The organism is Arenimonas metalli CF5-1 (assembly GCF_000747155.1).
Classification (GTDB): Bacteria; Pseudomonadota; Gammaproteobacteria; order Xanthomonadales; family Xanthomonadaceae; genus Arenimonas; species Arenimonas metalli.
Genome location: NZ_AVCK01000006.1, coordinates 1 through 18,035, shown reverse-complemented (window position 1 = coordinate 18,035; position 18,035 = coordinate 1). Strand labels below are relative to the sequence as shown.

Sequence of the window (18,035 nt, the reverse complement as noted above, 5' to 3'; positions counted from 1 at the left end):
CATAGCCAGAGCTACTGGTCACAAAGCGCCCAATTGTCGACGCGGTCCCAAATAATCTCGGGCGTGTACGCCAGCATCCGGTTGCTGGTCCCGGTGACCCGAATCTGGATCTTGTCGGTCTGCGCTGAGCATTGCTCTGTGAAGCCGAAATAAGTCAGCCCTTGCTTCTCAAGACAAACTCTCGCGCCGACAAGGATCTTCCGATCTCGGTGCGCAAGGCGCCGCTTCTCTGCCTCACCAGCCCGGTCTCGGTCCTGAGCAATTCGCTCCGCAGCCGACGCGTGCCCCGCCATCCGTCTTTCTTCCTCGACCGAGGTGCGCGCCCAGTCGGCACTCGTGAGATCCTCGGGAGCGACAAATCCGCGACGCTCGAGGTAAGCCGCAAACTCCGGGCTCGGGGCGCGACTGAGGTCAGTGGGCTCAGCGATGCGGACAAAGTAAACCGGCCAATCTTCTACGGGCGCTCTTTCAACACTGGCGAGGAAACGGTACGTAGGACCGGCCACACATCCCCGCCACTGCAGCTGTGATCCGTTATCGGCCAAATAAGAAGGCCCCCAAACAAACCGGCCGGATACCTCCGAGCACTTCCGATCAAGAAAACTATTGACGCCCCCCAACGTGCGGACTCGCAGCTGATCCATTGGCGCGCGCCCCTTGAATATCGAGTCGTCGATAAAATGTGATCTCGAGGCTCTCAAGAAGCAGTGGGAAACATCGGGGCTCGTAAAAGACTCCTTTTCCATTCCCTTTCTCACCCGACCACCATCGGCAACGATCTCCTTTGCTAGGTAAGGGCACTAGGTTCCGACGAACTTGTTGGTGAACTTGCGATCCCGATCATCGATCGCCGCAACGAGCGACGGGGAACTCAGCAAGAGAATCAACAACACGCTCAAACGCCCAGCTGTCATATGGCTGTCTCTCCAAGGCACTCAGCAAAATGGTAGCAACTAGCGACCGCATAGTGCAGCGCGCTTTATTGCTGGACCCGGCGTCCTAGTCGGACATGCCGCGATAGCAGCGCTAACTCGAACAGAACCTCTTACCACTGGCTGCGGGTGGCCAGGCTCTTCCTACTCTTACGTTATTACCGCACTCAACACTGGCGGTCACTTTGACTTTCTCATTAGTTCCATAGTCGCAAGTTGCGGTGCCAATCGGGTTTCCCACTGCGCAGAGTCGCATCTTGCAGAAATCGACCAGGCGGTGGCGAGCGTTCGGAAAAGCATCGCAGACGGTACATTTCAGTACAAGGCAAGCGAGTGAAAGGTAAAGCCGACGTCCCGACTGTGAGCAGCAGACTGAAGCGGAGTACAACTGAAACGCTTATGGAACCCATTGAAGTGCAGGAATCCGCCGCAATTGGCTGATTCAATCAGGCTCCAGGACGCTTCGAAGATCACCTCCGGGTCGGCGAATCCCTTCTCGGGATCAACGAGTTGCAGGTCGCCCTCATTTGCTTGTGACGTTAGAGCGACACAATAGGCCCGCCTCGAACACCTTTCTTCGGTGCCATTGTCCGGCTTGAAGATGCTTGTTCACGATTCTGCGATACGCCACCGGACCAGGAGGTGGCCTCATGCGGTGTCGCGTCTGATTGCAGTGCAAGCAGGCAGCAGCGATGTTGGAGACGATGTCGCTGCCACCGTCCTGACGGGCTAGTAAATGTTCAGCAGTGCAACTCAGTCGACTGGCTAGCGCCGGAGAGAGGCCAAAACTTGCGGCGAATCGGCCTAGATCGCCACGGCACATCAGGACGCCGCAGTAAAAGCACCGCCCAGCCTGACGCTCGGCAGCTGCTTGGCGCCGCAGAGGGATCAATTTCATGGTTTTTTTCATGTGTCATCCGGTAGAGAGTCAAAGGGATCCGGCGCCCCTACTGGGGACATCCGAAACCCGGCGACTCAATCGACCGGGCGGAAACCACGGCGAGGAATCCTCGACCTTGGCCCAGAGCTCATTTTGCAGCTCCGCTGGAGCGCATTGCGCGGCTCCGTTGGGACATTGATATCAAGCTCGGACGCTTTATTCAACTCCATGACGCGGGACTCAGCCGGATTCCATGGCCGTTCATCAGATGCTTCACACGATCAGGCATGCGCCGTAAGTGGCTGTTTTAATTAGGCTTCAGGCCGCCTTGAAAATCCCCGTGTCGGCGGTTCAATTCCGTCCTCGGCCACCATATTCGTCAAGCACTTACGAGAGCCGCACTAGTTGCGGCTTTTGTTTGTGTGTCAAAAGCGCGCCGACGACGCCTTGGGCCCCATTTCCACGCCCCCGGCTTGCACGGAGTATCGTGGCCGCAACCCACAAGGAAAGCCCCATGAGGCTTCTTCCCAGCATCGCGATCATCGCTGCCCTGTTCCCGGTCCTGTTTTCGGGTTCGGCGTGGGCGCATCGCGGTGGCCTGAATTCCGAGGGCTGCCACAACGAGCGCGCGACCGGCGGATACCACTGCCATCGCGGCACGGCGACGCAAGCGCCGGCACCGGTCGCACGCGTCTACGGGTCCGATGGCGCTGCCTCCGCCGACGCGTCGCGCTCGCGCGCCTACAGGAACTGCGACGAAGCCCGGGCGGCCGGGGCGGCACCGGTTCGACGGGGTGAGCCGGGCTACGGTCCGCATCTTGACCGCGACAACGACGGCGTCGGTTGCGAGCCCTATCGCGGTCGCTGAGAACGCCTAGCCAGCCAGACCTTCACTGCTCGCAGTCAGCACCAAAAAAGAAGGCCCGGCCAAACCGGCCGGGCCTTGGGGTGACACAGGTTGGATCAGTCTTCGACCGACTGGTACTGCACCTGGAACCGGCTGGCGGCCACCGCATACGCGGCGCGCGTCACCGCCTGGCCCGGGTCGAAGTAGGCCTTGATGGTCGGCTGCAGGTCGAACGGACCCTGCACCAGCGCGAAGCGCGCGTTGATCACGCCCGTGTCCAGCGCGTACTGCACGTAGCCGCGCTGGCTGGCGGGAATCGAACCGGCGTCTTCGATGGCGATGCGCTGGCCGTTGAACAGCACCGTCAGCGGTCCCGTGAACGACGTGGCCAGGTCCTGCAGGCCCTGCGCCTGCACCAGCGCGTAGGCCAGGTCGAGGCGGCTGACGTTCGCGCCCGGCTTGAACTGGCCGTTCACCAGGCGCATCACGCCGGCGTCGTCCTGGCCGAGGTCACGCAGCGGCGCACCCTTGGCGATGGCCGCTTCGGCGTAGGCGTACTCGCGGGTGCCCGGCGCCACGTCGGTGAAGCTCGGCACGCCCGACAGCGGCAGCGACTGGCGGACGCTGGCGCCCATCAGCAGGTACTGCGCGAGTTCGCTGCGCTTGAGCTGCTGGTCCGGGCGGAACTTGCTGTCCGAATAGCCATCCACCAGGCGGCTCGCGACCGCGAACTCGATGGCGGGGCGGGCCGGATGCGAGCTCACGTCGTCGAGGCCGGTGTAGCCGCCGCTGTTGATGAAGCTGATCTCGCCCTCGATGATGCCCGGCGCGGCCAGGCCGTTGGTGCTGCCGGTCGGGTCCACCGCCACGCCGGACACCGAGCCGATGCCGCTCACCGATATCTTCCAGGTGCCGGCCTTGCCCGGCGCGCCGGTGGTGATGGTGCTGCCCAACACCGGCAGCGCGATCGAAGAGCCGTAGCGCACGCCATCGGGATCCGTCAGCACCAGCGCCACCGTGTTGGTGTCGGTGGTGGCGCGGGCCGAGACGAAGGCCACCTCCGGGCCAACTTCGAACGCGACTTCCTCCGGCTCGCCGACCGGCGAGAACAGGATCGAGAACGGCAGCGGATCGCCGCCCGGCGCCAGCAGCGCATTGCTGTTGAACTCGCGCAGCACGTTGACGGTGCGGCCGTAGTCGGTGCGCAGGCCCTGCGCCGCCGCGACCGCGGCATACGCGTTGACGTGGCCGGCGCCCGCTTCCCAGGCCAGGCGGCCGGTCATGTTGGCGGCGGTTTCCTCGAGGATGGACTTGGCCTCCATCGGCGTGAGGTTCGGGTTGGCCTCGAACATCAGCGCCAGGATGCCCGACACGTGCGGGGTCGCCATCGAGGTGCCGCTGGAGTGGGTGTAGAAGGGCACGTGCGCCGGCGCCATCGCCGCCGCGTCCTGCTCCGCCGACAGCGCGCCGAGGGCGCTGGTGCTGGCGCGGGTGGAGATGATGTCCACGCCGGTTGCGACGATCGTCGGCTCGTTGAAGTAGGTCCAGGACTTGCCGTCCGGCATCGTGAAGGTGCCGCTTTCGCCGCGCTTGCCGCGCGAGGAGAACGAGGTCAGCACGCCGTCCTTCTCGCCCGCGCCGACCGAGATCACCCACGGCGCCTGCGCGTACGGGTTGTGGGTGTCCTCGCCCGGGCCGTCATTGCCGGCGGCGAAGACGCTGACGATGCCGCGCTTGTACAGCTCGTACGTCGCAATGCTCACCGGGTGCATCGGATCGAACTTTCCCGACGTGCCCCAGGAGTTGCTGGTGACGCGGATCGGGTGGTCGAAGCTGAACTGGTGCGTGGCCGCGTAGTCCAGGCCGCCGACCGCGTCGAGGATGAAGAGCGCGCCGCCCGAGCCGTAGCCCACCAGCTTCGCGCCGGGCGCGACGCCGCGGTACAGGCCGCCCGAGCGCTCGCCGGTGCCGCCGACGGTGCCGGCGACATGGGTGCCGTGGCCGGATCCACCGAGGTCGGTGTTGAGCTGGTCCTCGACATACAGCATCGGCACGATGCCCGGGCCGGCGAGTTCGCTGGCCAGGCTGGCGAGGATGTTCTGCGGCGCCTGCACGTTCTGCACGACGTTCTCGCCGAACTTCAGGTCCTCGTGGGTGGCGTCGATGCCGGAGTCGTTCACCACCACGGTCACGCCGCGGCCGCTGTAGGGAATCGCCTTGCCGAAGTCGGCCTGGTTCTCGACCACGCGCGCGGCGCCGCTGATCTCGCGCTGCTCCTTGTTGAAGAAGCGCAGCGGGGCGTTGAAGTAGATCGAGGCGACGTCGTCGCGCGCGGCCAGCGCGCGGATCTCGGCGGGCGTCGCCAGCGCGCCGGCGATCGGCAGCGTGTGCATGCGGACGCCCCGGTCGATGCCGAGGTCGCGCAGCGCGGCGACCTGGGCGGTGGTGACCGGCCCGGACTGTTCGTAGCTGATGATGACCTGCAGGTCCTCGGTGGCCGGGGTGCTGGCCAGCAGGCGGGTGAGTTCGGGGTCGATCCGGGCCTCGGCGACCGCGAGGCCGCTGGCGAGCAGGCCGACCGACAGGGCCGACAAGCGGGCGATTCGTGAAATGGTGACAGGCATCACACTCTCTCCGTTCTGGGTTAGCCGCTTTCGGGTTTTGTGCGGCTCGGGAGGCAGCTTCCGCCTGGCCCCGGCCGCCACCAATCCGGCAGAGCCCCCAACCGGCGTGGGGGAAAACCCCTAGAGACTTGCGGCCGCCCGCTGGCCTAAGATGCGGCCGTCGCCCGGCACAGGTGCGACGAAATGACGCATCGGACGCGCGCCCACCCACGGAGTTCCCGATGACTACCGTCGCTCGAAAGCTGTTCGCCCTGCTGCTCGCGCTGTCGCCGCTGCCGGCGCTGGCGCAGCCCGTCCCCGTCACCGTCGAGGTCTCCGGAAATTCCGCGCTGGTGCGGATCGGCGGATCCGTCGCGCCGCTGGCCGACCTGCGCCTCGACTTCGATGACGCCAGCGGCCTGAGCGCCGCGTCGCTGGGCATCAGCGCGGAGCTGGTGAACCCCGGCGCCGCCACCCTGCTGTCGCGCCTGCCCGTGGGCGGCGGCGCGCTCGTGCCGGCGGAGCTTCCGCTGATGATCACCATCGAGCCGTCCACGCTCGGTGGCCTGTCGTTCCGCCGCCTGGTGCACGTCGAGCTGCACACGCATGCGCTGGTCTACACCGCGGGCTCGCGCTACCGGCTGCTGAAGGCGCCGCTGGGCGGCGCCTTCCGGGACATCACCGGTTCGGTTACCGCCGGCAGCGTGCGCACGCGCGGCACCACCGGCGGCTTCTCGCAGTTCCTCGTGGTGCTCGATGCCCGCCCCACGCTCGACGTCGTCTCCGCCAAGCTGGCGCGGCTGCGGGCCGAAGCGGCCAAGCTGCCGGCGATCGAGGCGGCCCCGCTACAGGCGCAGCTCGACGCCATCGAGTCGGGACTGGGTGACGAGCGCTACGCGGACGCCATCGGCGCGGCCGAGGCGATGCGCCAGCGCGTGTCGGCGCGGGCAGGCCTGGCCATCCCCCAGGAGTGGCGCGCGCTGCGCGACCGCGACAACATCGCGGGCGAGCTCCTGGCCGGCCTCGACACCCTGGTCTTCAGCATCGGCTACCTCCGCGACCACGGCGACTGAGGCCATCGCAAGCGCGCCCTGACGCTGGCGCCGCCGGCCCCCGGCGGCGCTAAGATGGGGCCATGCCCGCGCGCCTGACCGCCTACCCACCCGAGTGCGCCGCCGAACGGTTCGTGCTGTCCGGTGACGGGCCCCATCCGGTCGGTCGCGCCGACGGATGCGCGGTGCAGCTGGCCCACGCCTCGGTCTCGCGCCGGCACGCCACGCTGGCGTTCGCCGGCGATGACTGGATCCTCGCGGACGCCGGCAGCAAGAACGGCAGCTTCATCGACGGCGTCGCGGCCGACGGGCTTCCCCGGCGCGGCGGTGCCTGGCTTCGTTTCGGCGACGTCGCCTGCGAACTGGAAATCATCGACGACTCGACCCTGGCCCGCACCGGTCTCGAATCCGGGCGACGCCGGGAAGCCGCCACCGCCCTGACCCTCGCCCTCGCGCGCGAACCCGCGCGCGCCGGACTGCTGGAGGCCACGCTGGACGCGATCATCGACCTCGCCGGCGCCGAGCGCGGCATGCTGCTGCCCGGGGAGACTGGCCTGGCGCCGAAGGCGTGGCGCGGATTCCCCGCGGGCGCCGACGCGGCGCGCTTCGCCGGCAGCACCACGGCCCTCGCCGAGGCCCTGCGCACGCGCCGGCCAGTCGTCGCCCACGATCTTTCGCTTGAATCGGCGCTGGCGGGCCAGGCCTCGGTCGTCGCCGGCGGACTGCGCGCGCTGGCCTGCCTGCCGCTGGTGCTGGGCGAGGAAGTGCTGGGCGTCGCCTACGTCGACAGCCGCCGCCCGGGCGCCGTGATCACGCGGATCGACCTGGAGCTGCTGGAGGCCTTCGCCGAGCGCGCGACGCTCTGGCTGGCCGCCCGGCGCAACCAGGCCGCACTCGCGCCCGGCGCGGCCGCGATGTCGCCGGGCCGGGGCGCGGCATGACCGACGCCCTCGTCCCGGGCGACGACCCCACGCTGACCGGCTCGGGCGCGGCCGCGGACCTCGCGCCCGGCACGCGGCTCGCGGATCGCTTCACCATCGAGCGGCGCATCGGCACCGGCGGCATGGGCGTGGTCTATCGCGCCCGCGACGAGGACCTGGGCATCACGGTCGCGCTGAAGCTGCTGCGCAGCGAGCTGGCCGCGCGGCCCGAGGCGTTCGAGCGATTCCGGCAGGAGCTGCTGCTCGCGCGGCAGGTGTCGAGCCCGCGCGTGGTCCGCATCCACGACATCGCGCGGGACGGGGACCGCTGGTTCATCAGCATGGACTTCGTGGACGGCCAGTCGCTGGACCAGTGGCTCGACCCGCGCGGGCCGGTGGAGGTCGAACAGGCGCTGGCCATCGCCCGGCAGATCGCCGAAGGACTGCAGGCCGCGCACGCGAGCGGCATCGTCCATCGCGACCTCAAGCCCGCGAACATCCTGATGGACGCCGGCGGCAATGCGCTGATCAGCGATTTCGGCGTGGCGCGCTCGCTGGGTTCCACCGGCCTCACGCACACCGGCGCCATCGTCGGCACCCCCGATTACCTGGCGCCGGAGCAGGCGCGCGGCGGCACCGTCGATGCCCGGGCCGACCTCTACGCGCTGGGGCTGATCCTCTACGAAATGCTGGCGGGCGAGCCCGCGTTCGCCGGGGCGACGGCCGCCGAATCGATGGCGCGGCGGATGGTCTCCGGCCCGCCTCCCATCGAATCGCGGCGCGCGGGCTTGCCGCGCTGGGTCGCGCGCCTGGTGGCACGCCTGCTCCGCCCCAATCCGGCCCATCGCCTGCGCGATGCCGACGCCGTGGTCCGGGCCATCGACGCGCGCCACGTCCCGGCGGCGCTGCCGCGCGCGACCTGGCCAGTGCTCGGCCTGGCCGCGGCGGCCGGCCTGGCGGCGCTGGCGCTGCTGGCGCCCTGGCGGGATCCGGCCCCGGCCACTCCCCCGGCGCCGCCGCGGATCGTGCTCATGGCGGACACCCGTGCCGATGATCCGGTGCTGGACGGGGCGGCGGAGGCGCTGCGGCTGGGGCTGGCGGGCCAGCCCGGCGTCGCCGTGGCCGATGGCGAGCGGATCCGGCTGGCACTCGCGCAATCCGGGCTGGCCGGAAAGGGCGCCGCCGACGACGCGGCGCTGCGGAAGGCGCTGCCGGCGAATCGCATCGTGCGGCTGCGGTCGGTGAAGTCCGGCGACGGCCTCGCCTTCGAAGCGGTGATCAGCGGCGACGGCCAGGCCGCGCCGCAGCGGGTGGCCGGCCCGCCGCGCCGCGCGCCGGCGGCGGCCGCGAGGGACCTGCTGCCGCTGCTCGCGGTCGAACTTGCGGTCCCGGCCGCCGGTCCGGTGCTGTCGGGCGACGAGGACCTCGAGGCCTACGGGCGGGCCCTGAACCTGTTGCGCGCCGGCCGCGCCGGGGACGCGGCCGATGCCCTCGTGGAACTCACCGCGGCCGATCGCGACCATGCCCCGGCGCTCGCCGCGCTGGTGGAGGCGGCGCGCATTTCGGGTCGCCGCGCGCTGGCGCTCGACACCGCCCGCCTCGCCGACCAGCTGCCCGGCCAGCCCCTCGCCTCGCCGCTGGCGGCCTGGCGCGCGGCACTCGAGGGCGACACCGAGCAGGCCATCGCGCTCGCCGCCGGAGAGACGCCGGGCCTTGAGGGCGACCCCGGCCACCGGCTTCGGATCGCCGAGATCGCCCTCGACGGCGGCAACCTCGAGGTCGCCGAGGAAAGCCTCGCCGTCGCCGCGGCGAACGACCCGCAGGATCCGCGCGTCTGGTTCCTGCGCGGAAAGACCGCCATCCTCCGGGGCGACCATCGGGTCGCGGTCGAAGACCACCTGGTGCGCGCGCTGGTGCTGTTCAAGCGTTCGCGCGACCTGCGCGGCGAGGCCGAGACGGTGAACGCCCTCGGCGTCGGCTATGCCCGGCTGGGCCAGACCAGCGACGCGCAAGAGCAGTACGAAAAGGCGCTGGCGCTGCGCCGCGAACTCGGCGACCGGCGCGGCGTCGCCAGCAGCCTGCGCAACCTCGCCCAGATCGATCTGTTCAGCGGGCGACTGGCGCAGGCCGCCACGCGGCTGGACGAAGCGCGCGGCCTGTTCCGCGACCTCGGCGACAGCGCCGGCCTCGCCGCGGTCGAGAACGAACTCGGCCTACTGGAGGAAGAGCGCGGCGACTACCAGGCGGCGCTGGCCGCGTATCGTCGCGGCCTGCGCAGCCGCGAGCGCAGCGGCGATCCGCTGGGCGTCGCCGAGAGCCTCAACAACGTCGGCTTCGCGCATTTCCAGCTCGGCGACTACGACAACGCGCGCGCGCTCTGGCGGCAGGCGCGCGAGGCCTTCGCTGGCCTCGACGACGCCAACGGCGTGGTGCGGGCCGAGCAGAACCTGGGCCTGCTGGAGACCGCGCGCGGCGACTGGAAGCGGGCGCGCGCGCTGCTGGAGGGATCGCTGCAGGCGGCCGAGCAGCGGCAGATGCTCGAGGAGGCGGCGGTGAGCCTTCGCAACCTGGTCGAGCTGGAGATCCTCGAAGGCAACCTCGACGCCGCCGGACAACAGCTCGATCGCGCCAGCCGCCTGTTCGAGTCGCGGCAGGACCAGCGCGGGCGCACCGATGCCGCCCTGCTCGCGGCGAGGATCGCCCTGGCACGCGGCGAACCCGCGGAGGCGTTGGACCTGATCGACGAACTGGCCGGCGGCGCCGGGACAGGCACGCCGGAGCAAGCCACGCTTGCACAGCTGCTCCGGGCCCGCGCGCTGGCGGGGTTGGATCGGGATGCCGAGGCACGGCAGGCGCTCGCCGAAGCCGACGCACTGGCGGCGCGCGCCGGCATCCGGGTGCTGCAGCTCGAAGCGCGCGTGCTGGCATCCCGGGCGCCGGACGCCGCGCTCGACGACGAGGTGCGGCAGCTGGGCCATCTTCCGCTGCAGCTGGCCTGGCTCGAACGCCGCGCCGCGCTGGCGCTCGCCGCCAGCGACATGGCCGCTGCGCGCGAAGCCTTGGACGAAGCGCGCGAGCTGTTGGCCGACGGCCGCCCCTATCTTCGCCGGGAGCCCCTTGAAGCGCTGGCGCGCCAGGCCGGCGCGGACACCGGGGACTCCCCGTGACCACCCCGGACCCGGGTGCCGAACTGGCCCGGCTGGGCCGCGAGTACGCCGACCTGGTGGCGCGCCTGGAAGCCAACCAGGCCCGGTTCCAGCGCCTGGCCCGCGCCATGTACCGGGTGCAGGAAGACGAGCGCCGGCGCCTCGCGCGCGACCTCCACGACGGCCTCGGCCAGAACCTCACCGCGCTCAAGCACCAGCTGATGCTGCTGCAGGGCAGCCTGGGTCCGGCGGAGACGGCGGCGCCGCGACTGGCCGACGCCATCGCCCTGTGCGAGCAGACCCTGGCCGACACCCGGCAGCTGTCGCGCCTGCTGCGCCCGCAGGTGCTCGACGACCTCGGCCTGGTGCCGGCGCTTCGCTGGCTGGGCCGCACGCTTGCCCAGCCGGCGGGCTTGTCCGTGGAGATCGAGGCGGGCGAGGTTCCGGAGCTGGACGAAGACACCCGGACGCTGGTGTTCCGGGTCGCGCAGGAGGCCCTCACCAACTCGGTCCGGCACGCCGCCGCCGAACACGCCGGGTTCCGGCTCAGCGCCGGGCGCGGGCGCCTGCGTTTCGAGGCCTGGGACGATGGCCGCGGTTTCGATGCCGACCGTGCCCGCGAAGGCGGTCGTTCCGGCGAAGGCAGCGGGTTGGGCGCGATGCGCGAACGCGCGGCGCTGCACGGCGGGACGCTGCAGCTGGTGACGCATCCGGGCGCGGGGACATGCCTGAGGCTCGACGTGCCGCTGGCCGGCGATGCTGGCAGACTCGCGCCATGAGCGACGCCGCCGCGCCCAGCATCCGCGTCCTGATCGCCGACGACCACCGCATGGTCCGGGAAAGCCTCGTCGCCGTGCTGGAGTCCGCCGGCTGCTGCCGCATCGTCGGCCAGGCGGCCGATGGCCAGCAGGCCATCGCACTCTGCCTGGCCCTGTCGCCGGACGTCGCGGTCATCGACCTGTCGATGCCGGGACTCAACGGACTGGAGGTCGTGCGCCGCCTGCGCGAGCAGTGCCCCGGCACCCGCACCCTGGTCCTGACCATGCACGAGGACGAGGAATACCTGCTGCAGTCGGTGCGCGCCGGCGCCTCCGGCTTCCTGCTCAAGGACAGCCCGGCCAGCGAGCTGATCGAGGCCATCCGCAGCATCGCCCGCGGCCGCGGCCATTTCAGCGCCGACGCCAGCCGCGTGCTGGCGACGCACCTGCAGCAACCCGAGCGCGGGCTGGAGGATCCCTACCGCGACCTGACGCCGCGCGAGCGCGAAGTCTTCCACCTGATCGCGGATGGCCTGACGACCAAGGAAATCGCGCGCCGCCTCGACATCAGCACCAAGACCGCCGAGAACCATCGCGCCCGCGTGCTGCACAAGCTGGGCGCGCGCAACACGGCGGAGGTGGTGCGCTACGCGATCCGCCGCGGGCTCGCGCGCTGAGTCACCGACGCAGCGACGGAACCCGGCTACCCGCCGGCATCCGCGCGATGCCGCGGGCCGGCGCGTCGTTCACACGGGAAAATCCGGCGTCCACGGCCGATCCCGGTCTTCCTTGGCGATCATCACCACGTCGTGGTTGTCGGCCCAGCCGCGCTCGAGGTAACCGGCGAGGCGCACGCCGGGGATCCCGCGGACCAGGCCGATGATGGTCTCCGACGTCGAGAGCGAAATACCGTAGTCGCCGATCGCGCCGCCAGGATAAGGCGCGTACCCGTAGCCGGTCGTCTGGTAACTGGCCAGGATGCGCTGCCACGTGTCCGGGTCGATCATCGGATAGTGGGCCTCGTGCATGCGCTGGCTCCATGGGCCGTGCACGGTGGCTACCAGCACGCCGCCCGGATTCAGGCGCTCGCACAGGTAGTGCAACCAACGCCGGGTGCGGTCGATGTCGACATGGGTAAACAGCGAGCCGACCCAGATCAGGTCCACCTGCGGCAGGTCCACCTCGGTGAGTTCCGGCTTGGAGTGGATGGCCTGGCCGCGGAAGGCCTGTGCACAAAAATCCGCGCCGCCGGTGTTGATGTCGCAGAAATACAGCGCCGCGTCGGGGTAGGCCGCGCGCAGGTGCCGGGAGACACGGCCGTGGCCGCAGGGCAGGTCCAGCACGCTGGAGATGCGCTCCAGCCCCGACACCTGTTCGGCCACCCGCACCAGGCGCAGGGCACTTCGGCCGACGCGGAAATACCAGCGTTCCGACGGCCGCCACATGGCGTCGTCCGGATGGATCGTACGGTCGAGTTCTGCGTGCATCAGGCGTGTCCTTTCGCTTGCGGCGGCGGGAAGGGGGATACTAACGCAGGCCGCCACTGCCCCGCGGCCCCGACCTCCCACGGAAACACCATGAAGCCTCGCCAAGCCATCCCCGCCGACAAGCTCGGCGAACCCCATGCGCAACTGCGCGACGCCGACGGCAAGCTGCTCGGCGGCATCGTCCGCAAGGACGGCGAATGGGTGCTGGGATTGGACGGGAAGATCGCCGGCACCTCGCACAGCGCCGCGCACGTGCTGGCCATCCTCAAACGCGCGGCGGCGCTGCTGCGGGCCGAGGGCAAGGCGGTGGACCTGGTGTTCTCGGCGCCGCTGCGCGAGGCCGCGCACGCCGAGGCCGCCGCCGAGGGCCTGGACTTCGAGGCCTTCCAGGAAAAGCTGGCGCGCGAGATGGCCGGCGGCCGCTGAGCCGGTTCACGGTCCATCCATGGCGGGCGGCGTTACCCTGTGGGCCCCGGTTGATTGGAGCGCCGCCATGAAAACCCTCCCCGCCCTCGCGCTGCTGCTCGCCCTCGCCGCCCCCGCCGCCGCCGACGAGCCCGCGCCCCTGCAGGCCGTGCCCGAGCTCGACCTGCAGCGCTATTCCGGCACCTGGCACGAGATCGCGCGGCTGCCGATGTACTTCGAGCGCCGCTGCGTCGGCGACATCACGGCGACCTACATCCCGCTGGAAAGCGGCCGGGTCCAGGTCCGCAACGCCTGCCTGCGCGACGACGGCGTGCGCATGCAGTCGGTGGGCATGGCGCGCCGCGCGGGCGAGCATCCCGCCAAGCTCGAGGTGCGCTTCGCGCCGGGCTGGCTGTCCTTCCTGCCGATGGTCTGGGCCGACTACTGGGTGATCGCGCTGGATGAGGACTACCGCTGGGCGCTGGTTGGCGAGCCGGACCGGGAGTACCTGTGGTTCCTTTCACGCGAGCCGGCCATGGACGCCGCTACCTTCGAGGCGCTGAAGGACAAGGCCCGCGCGCTGGGCTATTCGCTGGACGAACTGATCGTGGTCGTCCCGCCCCGGGCCGACTGACCCTGCAACGTACGGGCTGGTATGCTCAGCCGGTTCCCCACGCTTCCGGTGACCTTGATGCGAATCGTGAAACTCCTGGCCCTGGTCCTGCTGGCCGCCCTGCTCGCCGCCTGCGCCGGCGGCCCGCCCAAGCGGATCTTCCCGCCCCAGGCCAGCCTGCAGGAGCTGCGCGTGCAGCCCGATGGCCAGTGGGCCGCCAGCATCCGCATCCAGAACTTCAGCACCGTGCCGATGCGCTTCTCCAGCCTCGACGCCACCCTGCTGGTCAACGGCGGCGAAGCCGCGCGCTTCACCCTCGACCCCGGCCTGAGCGTCGGCCCGGGGTCGAACGAGCTGGTGACCCACGTGTTCCGGCCGTCCGACGCCGCGCGCGCGGCGGTGGACGCGGCGCTGGCGAAGCGCGGCAGCGTCCGCTACGCGCTGTCGGGCCGCATCGCCACCAGCGAACCCAAGACCGACCACCCCTTCGACTACCAGAGCGGCCTGAACCCGGTCCCGGGCCTGGCCGGCGTGCTGCGCTGACCCCACAGGAATCGATCGAATGAATCGCTACACCGCTCCCGTGCGCGACATGAAGTTCGCGCTCTACGACGTCATCGGCGCCGACAAGCTTTACGCCAAGCTCGGCATCGAACACGCCCAGCGCGACCTGCTCGACGCGGTGATGGAAGAAGCCGCGAAGTTCACCCAGTCCGTGCTCGCCCCGCTCAACGGCGTCGGCGACGAGCACGGCTGCGTGCACGACAAGGACACCGGCGCGGTCACCACGCCGCCGGGCTTCAAGGAAGCCTACGCGCAGTTCGTGGAGGGTGGCTGGGCGGGCATCACCGCGCCCGAGGCGATGGGCGGCCAGGACCTGCCGGAAAGCTTCGGCGCCGCGCTCAAGGAAATGATCGACGCCGCCAACCTGAGCTGGGGCAACTACCCGCTGCTCTCGCACGGCGCCACCGAGGCGCTCAAGCACCACGGCGAGGACTGGCAGAAGGAGGTCTTCCTCAAGAAGATCATCGCCGGCGAGTGGACCGGCACCATGTGCCTGACCGAGCCGCACTGCGGCTCCGACCTCGGCCTGCTCAAGACCAAGGCCGAACCGCAGGCCGACGGCACGTACCAGGTCAGCGGCACCAAGATCTTCATCACCGGCGGCGAGCACGACTTCACCGACAACATCATCCACCTGGTGCTGGCGCGCCTGCCGGACGCGCCCGCGGGCGTGAAGGGCATCTCGCTGTTCATCGTGCCCAAGGTGCAGGTGGCGCGCGACGGCACGGTCGGCGCCCGCAACGCGGTGCGCTGCGGCTCGATCGAACACAAGATGGGCATCCACGGCTCGGTCACCTGCGTGATGAACTTCGACGGCGCCCAGGGCTACCTGATCGGCCAGCCGAACAAGGGCCTCAATGCGATGTTCACCATGATGAACACCGCCCGCCTCGCCGTCGGCCTGCAGGGCCTGGCGCTGATCGACCGCGCCTTCCAGAACGCGCTCGACTACTCGCGCGACCGCCTGCAGGGCCGTTCGCTGTCGGGCGCGAAGAACCCGGACAAGCCGGCCGACCCGCTGATCGTGCATCCCGACATCCGCCGCATGCTGCTCACCTGCAAGGCGCTGGCCGAGGGCGGCCGCATGCTGGCCCTGCACGCCGCCACGCTGGTGGACGTGCTCGAGCGCTCGAAGGACGAGGCCGAGCGCAAGGAAGCCGACGTGCTGCTGGGCTTCCTGACGCCGATCGTGAAGGGCCTGCTGACCGAGTGGGGCAACGAGTGCACCTACCACGCGCTGCAGTGCTTCGGCGGCCACGGCTACGTGCGCGAGTGGGGCATGGAGCAGCTGGCGCGCGACGCCCGCATCACCACCATTTACGAAGGCACCACCGGCATCCAGGCGCTCGACCTGCTCGGCCGCAAGACCATGCAGCTCCAGGGCGCCGGCCTGCAGCAGTTCCTGAAGATGATCCAGGGCTTCTGCACCGAGCACGCCACCGATGCCTCGATGACCGAGTTCGTTCTGCCGCTGGCCGAGATCGCCAAGCAGTGGGGCGAGCTGACGATGGAAGTGGGCAAGAAGGCCATGGCGAACGCCGATGAAGTGGGCGCGGCGTCGGTCGACTACCTCTTCTACTCCGGCTATGTCGCGCTGGCGTTCTGGTGGGCCAAGGCGGTCGCCGCGGCCGAGACGGGTTCGCATCCGGCGGAGTTCAAGACCGCCAAGCGCGAGACCGCGCGCTTCTACTTCGCGCGCATCCTGCCGCGCACGCAGTCGCATGCGGCGGCGATGCGCAGCGGCAGCGGCAATCTCCTGGCCCTGGACGCCGCGCTGTTCGACAGCTGACGGTGGCGCCCCGCGCGGGGCCGATCGTCCGGGCGGGGTGGTCTCGAAAGTGAACGGCAGCGTATCGGTTTCGCTGCCGTTTCTTTTTGCGGGACTAGACTGCGGCCATGAACTTGCCGCCCGCACCCGATGCCCCGGCGATGACGCCGCGCCAGCGACGCGCGTGGATCCTGTTCGCGCTGCTGATGGTGCTGCTGGTCCTGCTGTTCGACTGGAACTGGTACAAACGGCCGGTGCAGGCCGCGGTGGCTTTGGCGACCGGCCGCAGCTTCGCGATCGAGGGCGACCTGGACGTGGACCTCGCCTTCTTCCGGCCCACGATCACCGCGCACGACGTGGTGCTTGGCAATGCGGAGTGGTCCGGGCAGGACGAGATGTTCCGCGCCAGGCGCGTCGAGATCCAGTGGGCGTTCTGGCATCTGTTCGCGGGTCGCGTCTACCTGCCGCAGGTGCGGCTGGCCGGCGCGGAGCTGCTGCTGGAGCGCGACAAGGAGCGCCGGGTGAACTGGCGCTTCAGCGACGAACCGCGGGACGATGCGGCGCCGCGCGACCTGCCCGACATCGACCAGCTCTGGCTGACCGACAGCCGGATGCGGCTGGTCGAGAAGCCCTTCCGCACCGACCTGTCGGTCGAGGTGCGCAGCGGCCGCCCCGCCGAGGGCGAGTCGTTCGCCCCGCTCCTGCTCGGCGGCGCGGGCACCTATCGCGGCAACGACTTCCAGCTGCAGGGTCGCATTGATTCGCCGCTGCTGCTGGCGGAGCGGGAGGAACCGTTCCGCGTCGACCTCGAGGCGCGCGCGGGTGCGACGCGGGCACGCGCCACCGGCGCGCTGGCGACGCCCCTGCAGCTCGAGGACTTCGACCTCGGCTTCGAGATCAGCGGCGACGACATGGCCGAGCTCTACACGCTGCTGGGCCTCGCCATCCCGACCACGTCGGCGTATCGGCTCGAAGGCCAGCTGGCGCGCCAGGACGGCGTGTGGAGCTACCGGGACGTGACCGGCGTGGTGGGTGATTCCGACCTGGCCGGCGAAGTGGTCGTCGACGGCACGCGGGAGCGCACCCTGCTGCGCGCGGACCTGCGCTCGGAGCGCCTGGACTTCGACGACCTGGCCGGCTTCATCGGCGGCAAGCCACGCGCGGGCGAGGGCCAGCGCCCCGTGCCGGCGGTGCCGGGCCCCCGCCTCTTCCCCGACCAGCCCTACGACCTGGCCAAGCTCCGCGCGATGGATGCCGACGTCCGGCTGCGTGCGCGCCGGGTGCTGTCGCCGACGCTGCCGCTGGAATCCATGGACGGGCGCCTGGTGGTCGTCGATGGCGAACTGAAGCTCGATCCGCTGAAGCTTGGCGTCGCCGGCGGCGAGGTCGAAGCGGTGGTGCGGCTGGACTCGCGGCAGTCCCCGATCGCGGCGGAGATCGCGCTCACGGCGCGGCGGCTGGAGCTGCCGAAGCTGGCCCCGGAGGCCGCACCCGAGAGCACCGGTCGCATCGGCGCGCGGATCGAACTCCGCGGCCGCGGCAACTCGGTCGCGAAGTTCATGGCTTCGGCCCATGGCGACCTCGACCTGGCGATGGGGCCGGGGCAGGTGAGCAACCTCACGCTCGAGCTCGCTGGCCTGGACTTCGCCGAGGCGCTGCGCTTCCTGCTCGGCAAGGACCGGGTGGTGCCGGTGCGCTGCGGCTTCGCCGATTTCACCGTGGCGGACGGCACGATGACGCTCGACAATTTCGCCTTCGACACCACCGACACGCTGCTGCTGGCGGAAGGCACCGCCGACCTCGGGGACGAATCGCTGGACCTGCTGCTGAAACCGCGGCCGAAGGATCGCAGCCCGTTCTCCCTGCGCTCGCCGCTGCGCGTCGGCGGCACCTTCAAGTCGCCGACGATCCGCCCGCAGGGCGGACCCCTGCTGCTGCGCAGCGCCGCGGCCGCCGCGCTCTATGCGCTGGCCCCGCCCGCCGCCCTGCTCGCCCTGGTCGAAACCGGTCCCGGCGAGAACGCCGACTGCCTGAACCAGACCGCGCCCGAGCCCTGAAAC

Annotated in this window: 15 protein-coding genes; 11 read left to right on the top strand and 4 right to left on the bottom strand. The window is 70.2% G+C overall.

What is annotated here, in order from left to right:
- Window positions 1–11: 11 nt before the first annotated feature.
- Window positions 12–644, bottom strand: coding sequence for a hypothetical protein (locus tag N787_RS14850; protein WP_156968871.1), 633 nt, complete (start codon window positions 642–644; stop codon window positions 12–14).
- 811 nt (window positions 645–1,455) lie between these two features.
- Window positions 1,456–1,755 carry an HNH endonuclease gene (locus N787_RS14590; RefSeq protein WP_156968873.1) on the bottom strand — a complete coding sequence of 100 codons (300 nt, stop codon included), beginning with the start codon at window positions 1,753–1,755 and terminating at the stop codon, window positions 1,456–1,458.
- Between the two features lie 571 nt (window positions 1,756–2,326).
- On the opposite strand from N787_RS14590, the gene N787_RS14585 reads away from it, so the two are divergent.
- Window positions 2,327–2,680: an excalibur calcium-binding domain-containing protein gene (locus tag N787_RS14585; RefSeq protein WP_084590570.1), complete on the top strand. Its 354-nt coding sequence runs from the start codon at window positions 2,327–2,329 to the stop codon at window positions 2,678–2,680.
- 95 nt (window positions 2,681–2,775) lie between these two features.
- On the opposite strand, the gene N787_RS01885 is transcribed toward N787_RS14585, so the two are convergent.
- Window positions 2,776–5,283, bottom strand: a complete 2,508-nt coding sequence (locus N787_RS01885) for a S8 family peptidase (protein WP_034210370.1) — start codon at window positions 5,281–5,283, stop codon at window positions 2,776–2,778.
- Between the two features lie 221 nt (window positions 5,284–5,504).
- Here N787_RS01885 and N787_RS01880 point away from each other — a divergent pair, with 221 nt between their 5' ends.
- From N787_RS01880 to N787_RS01860, 5 genes are all read left to right on the top strand, one after another.
- Complete coding sequence (locus N787_RS01880; RefSeq protein ID WP_034210369.1) at window positions 5,505–6,335, top strand: DUF6689 family protein; 831 nt, start codon at window positions 5,505–5,507, stop codon at window positions 6,333–6,335.
- 62 nt (window positions 6,336–6,397) lie between these two features.
- A complete protein-coding gene (locus N787_RS01875) occupies window positions 6,398–7,255 on the top strand; it encodes a GAF domain-containing protein (RefSeq protein ID WP_052575039.1) in 858 nt (285 codons plus the stop codon).
- Complete coding sequence (locus N787_RS01870; protein ID WP_052575038.1) at window positions 7,252–10,401, top strand: protein kinase domain-containing protein; 3,150 nt, start codon at window positions 7,252–7,254, stop codon at window positions 10,399–10,401. The genes N787_RS01875 and N787_RS01870 overlap by 4 nt, the downstream gene beginning before the upstream one ends.
- Window positions 10,398–11,159 carry a sensor histidine kinase gene (locus N787_RS01865; RefSeq protein WP_052575037.1) on the top strand — a complete coding sequence of 254 codons (762 nt, stop codon included), beginning with the start codon at window positions 10,398–10,400 and terminating at the stop codon, window positions 11,157–11,159. Before N787_RS01870 ends, N787_RS01865 begins: the two co-directional genes overlap by 4 nt.
- On the top strand, window positions 11,156–11,815 hold the full coding sequence (locus N787_RS01860; RefSeq protein WP_034210368.1) for a response regulator: 660 nt from the start codon (window positions 11,156–11,158) through the stop codon (window positions 11,813–11,815). The genes N787_RS01865 and N787_RS01860 overlap by 4 nt, the downstream gene beginning before the upstream one ends.
- Window positions 11,816–11,884: 69 nt before the next feature.
- Here the strand turns inward: N787_RS01860 and N787_RS01855 are convergent, their stop codons facing one another.
- On the bottom strand, window positions 11,885–12,625 hold the full coding sequence (locus tag N787_RS01855) for a class I SAM-dependent methyltransferase (RefSeq protein ID WP_169742270.1): 741 nt from the start codon (window positions 12,623–12,625) through the stop codon (window positions 11,885–11,887).
- Between the two features lie 90 nt (window positions 12,626–12,715).
- Here N787_RS01855 and N787_RS01850 point away from each other — a divergent pair, with 90 nt between their 5' ends.
- The 5 genes from N787_RS01850 to N787_RS01830 all read left to right on the top strand — a co-directional run bounded on the left by N787_RS01850 (window position 12,716) and on the right by N787_RS01830 (window position 18,032).
- Window positions 12,716–13,051 (top strand): hypothetical protein, encoded by a 336-nt coding sequence (locus N787_RS01850; RefSeq protein ID WP_052575036.1) that lies wholly within the window; start codon window positions 12,716–12,718, stop codon window positions 13,049–13,051.
- Window positions 13,052–13,118: 67 nt separating this feature from the next.
- Window positions 13,119–13,664 carry a lipocalin family protein gene (locus tag N787_RS01845; protein WP_034210366.1) on the top strand — a complete coding sequence of 182 codons (546 nt, stop codon included), beginning with the start codon at window positions 13,119–13,121 and terminating at the stop codon, window positions 13,662–13,664.
- A gap of 57 nt (window positions 13,665–13,721) precedes the next feature.
- Complete coding sequence (locus tag N787_RS01840) at window positions 13,722–14,186, top strand: hypothetical protein (protein WP_052575035.1); 465 nt, start codon at window positions 13,722–13,724, stop codon at window positions 14,184–14,186.
- A 19-nt stretch (window positions 14,187–14,205) separates the two neighbouring features.
- Entirely contained in the window at window positions 14,206–15,996 is a 1,791-nt protein-coding gene (locus N787_RS01835; RefSeq protein WP_034210363.1) for an acyl-CoA dehydrogenase C-terminal domain-containing protein, read from the top strand.
- Between the two features lie 107 nt (window positions 15,997–16,103).
- A complete protein-coding gene (locus tag N787_RS01830; protein ID WP_052575034.1) occupies window positions 16,104–18,032 on the top strand; it encodes an AsmA family protein in 1,929 nt (642 codons plus the stop codon).
- Window positions 18,033–18,035: the final 3 nt, after the last annotated feature.